Consider the following 3,686-nt stretch of genomic DNA (forward strand, 5'->3'; position numbering starts at 1 on the left):
CGTCTCGTTGAGCGCACCCTTGCAGTCCATCATGCCGGCGCCGGTCTTCTCCCGGAGCTCCTTCACCATCGCGGCGGTGATGTTGGCCATGGCGGTCCCTTTCGTAGATCTGGATGAGGGAGGCCCGGCGCGCGGGTGAGCGGCCGGGCCCGGCCTCTCGTCGAACATGTGGTTGGGCATTCCGTTTCCTCCTGCTCCCCCATCCGGCCGCTCCTGGCGGGCGCACGGCTTTCCGCCGCATCGGATGATCTGGGCTTGGGGCAACTTCCGCCACGATCAATCGATGCGGCGTTCGCGACCCGCGCGAGCTAGTCGCCGCAATCCGTCGGATGGGACCCATGCTCCGGGTCCGGTGTCGCCCCATTGGCGACCTTCGGAAGGTCCGATTCCTGGCTGTTGAGGTAGAGGCCAACGTCCGGGTTGGGTGGCTTTCAGACGGTCCGCCTTCGGGTGGCGGATAGATCGGAGCGGACACAACCGCCGGGACCGTTCACGACCCACGCCAGACACCGGGATCGCTTGTTGCGCTTCTCCAAAACGGTCGCTTGTCAGTCGTCTCGCAACTTCGGCTGGGGGTGGCTTTGTGACGGTCTGCTTCTGAGCAAGACCCCAAGGAGGCGGACGTTCCCAATCCGCTATATCACGACCCGTTTCGGATGGTACTAACCGTCAAGCTCAGGCGCTAATCGTCACGCGAGAGGCAGTTGTTCCTCAAAATGTGCTGCTGCATTCACATACAATTCAAAGCGCCGAAACAGGACCGCTCGCTTCGCAGGCTTCCGCGCCGTGTCGATGTTCGACCTCGCCTTATCGGCTGGCTTATGCATCTTTTTAGCCAGCTTTCCGGACACCAAGTCGATTTTAGGGCTGCTCTTCTCGGCGTCAGCCTACCCCCTCCTACTTTATCAGTAAGCGTACATGCACAGCTATACTAACATGAAAAAATTTTATATGCCGGAACCGTCAAAAGTGCGAAAATCCAAGAGGTCCGCCTCATGATCTCATCGAGCAGTTGTAGTAAATTTCAGGTTGGTATTTTTTTAGGCAAAAGAGCTATCGAATCTGTTTCAAGTATAGTCGAAAAATTACGCCATTCCTGTGGTCAAAGTTATGATATGACCGTATCGATGGCTTGGTTTCTAGCGCTTTCGGACCGATGGAATACTCTTCCGGTAGTGATTTTACTGCACTCCAATCGCATCCCTTTCGGAGCACTTCTGCTTCACGGCACTAAATTCGGACGATTTCCAATAGGTACATTCAGAGGTGGCTACCTTTGTGGTAGGGGGTGCGTCATTGGAAATTCAAACAATTACATGTCTATTATCGAATATGGCACAGCAGCTCTAATAAAGAATAGATTCTCTCACACGATTATTGTCTCACTGCTGATACCGCCCGCCACAATTGACGAGACAGCGGGACGCCAAGCTAACGCAACCCCTTCTAAAAATTGGCAATTTCGCGAAATGAGAAGCTCTCTGCCTTTGGCGGGAGGGATGAGTGGATTGACCTCTCGCTTCAGCCAGAAAATGCGGAAGAATTTTCGATACTATAAAAGGCGCGCCGAGGAGGATTTCGGATGTGTGTTTCATGCTTCGCTCACCTCAATTCAAGCCACAGCGGCCGTGGAACGGTTGCAGGCCGTAGCGGCCAGATTTGAAAAACTGGAAAAGGCTTTGAGACGTCAAAGCGCGATCGAGAAACAGCCTGGCTCGTTTTCTATGGGGCTGACTGATAAAACGGGGGCGTGGGTTAGCTATATATCGGGCTGGAGACAAGGCAAAACTTGTATTGTCGAATGGCAGCTCAATCACGAAAATTTAAATAATTCATCTATGTCTATGGCAATGAGACACTTCTTTTTGCAACACGAAATCGATAACGGAATGGAAGGAGTTGTTTTTTTAGCTGGGACAACGCCCATTTGGAGCAGGGTATGCGAGCCTCAAATTTGCGGTGATTACCTCGCAACTCCTGAAGGCATACCTGGAAAGATAATTCGCGGCGCATACAGCCTCCTACATCCCCGCGGAAAAGTGTCTCAGTTGAGCCGTCTACATAAGAAAAGCGCCGCTTGAACAGGCTTGCCGGGCAAAGCTGCTTATTTTTGTAGGTTATGATCGGAATTTTAATATGTTAATTCACTATTTGTCCTTGCTGCGCACAATTACGACAATAGTTTTTACGCGCAATGCGGTTGGAAGGAATTTTATGCTGCATCGAGCATTAACTCAGGCTCGGCGCCATACTCATCCAATCGATTTAATTTATGGTATTCAAACAAGCGGTTTTGTCCCGAACTTTCTAACCGACCCGGGGCTGAATATATTTAAAATTGGCCTTCGAGAGAACAATCATTATGCAGGTTGTCAACCCAGTTGCGTAAGAATAGCTCTTCGTTCACTCCCGGATACTGCTCAATTTACCTTCTATGATCTTGGTTGCGGCATGGGTCGCGCATTAATAACCGCATCAGAATTTCCATTCTACAAATTAATCGGCATTGAAATATCAGGCGAACTGTGCGCCATCGCGGAGAAGAACGTTCAGAAAATATCAGATTTATTCCCTGGCAGAGCCAAAATCAGCATCGATCGAGCCGATGTAACTACGACTCAATTGAAAGGCGGAAAAATTGTAGTTTTCATGTATCATTCATTCGGTCGGGCAACAATTGGGATCCTTATTTGTAAGTTGGAACAGCTAGCCATCGCCGGAAGTAGCATTTTTGTAATATTTGAGAACCCCGTAAACGGCGATTTAGTCGATCAATCAATTTACTTTAAACGTTGGTATGCAGAACAGGTCCCATGTGATCCCGACGAACTTAACCACCATTCCGACACCGACGATGGTGTAGTGGTTTGGCAGTCTATCAACACCGTAAATCTATATGAAAGCAGATGTTCAGATTTCAATATTATCACGACAAAGCCGACGTGGCGCGCAGAGATAGTTTTTGAAGAAAAATGAATAGTGAATTGTGATGCATGACTCGTCTTTATAATCTTGAAGGGCTATAACAAAAGTTGAGCTCGGCCTTTTAGCTGTTATGCAGAGGTAATCGAAAACGTAGCGGTTCTACACAGCTTACATCCGCGGCGAAATTGTTAAAAATCGGACGAACGTCCGCTTTGTGGAAGCGCCCGCGGGTATCCGGACGGCTGAGTTGGGTCGTGAACGGTCCCGGCGGTTGTGTCCGCTCCGATCTATCCGCCCCCCGAAGGCGAACCGTCTGAAAGCCCCCCAGCCGAAGTTGCTAGACGGCTGACAAGCGATCGCTTTGGTGAAGCGCAACAAGCGGTCCCGGTGTATGGCTTGGGTCGGTAAGAGGCAGTCCGCTTTTGCGGCGGGTCTACTCGGAAGCGGACTAGAGCTGTTCCCGGAGGCGTTGCGACGGAGCCGGGGTTGCCGCGTTAACCGGTTAAGGAGTCGGCAATGCCATCACCTGTCTCAGTCGATCTGCGCGAGCGCGTTGTAGCGGCCGTGACCGAGGGCCCGTCTTTCCATCGAGCGGCGGCCCGGTTTGATGTGACCGGGTGGAGTGCGAGCCGATGGTCGGCCCGGTTCGCCCGGGAAGGTCACGTCGCGCCCAACCCCACGCACCGCGGCGGCGGCCTCTCGGTCATCCACGCCCCGGCCGAGCTTGTCCGTTCCACCTCCCAGGCCCGGCACGTGCTCTT

General features: G+C 52.0%; 2 protein-coding genes and 1 pseudogene. All 3 read left to right on the forward strand.

The features are described from left to right. The first annotated feature begins 995 nt into the window (after positions 1 to 995). Positions 996 to 2,081 carry a hypothetical protein gene (locus MKK69_RS29265; protein WP_243973678.1) on the forward strand — a complete coding sequence of 362 codons (1,086 nt, stop codon included), beginning with the start codon at positions 996 to 998 and terminating at the stop codon, positions 2,079 to 2,081. 55 nt (positions 2,082 to 2,136) lie between these two features. Further along, positions 2,137 to 2,976 (forward strand): class I SAM-dependent methyltransferase, encoded by an 840-nt coding sequence (locus tag MKK69_RS29270; protein ID WP_243973679.1) that lies wholly within the window; start codon positions 2,137 to 2,139, stop codon positions 2,974 to 2,976. A gap of 465 nt (positions 2,977 to 3,441) precedes the next feature. Further along, positions 3,442 to 3,686, forward strand: a pseudogene (locus tag MKK69_RS29275) (IS630 family transposase); the annotation flags it as partial.

This window comes from Methylobacterium sp. J-026, assembly GCF_022829585.1.
GTDB lineage: Bacteria > Pseudomonadota > Alphaproteobacteria > Rhizobiales > Beijerinckiaceae > Methylobacterium.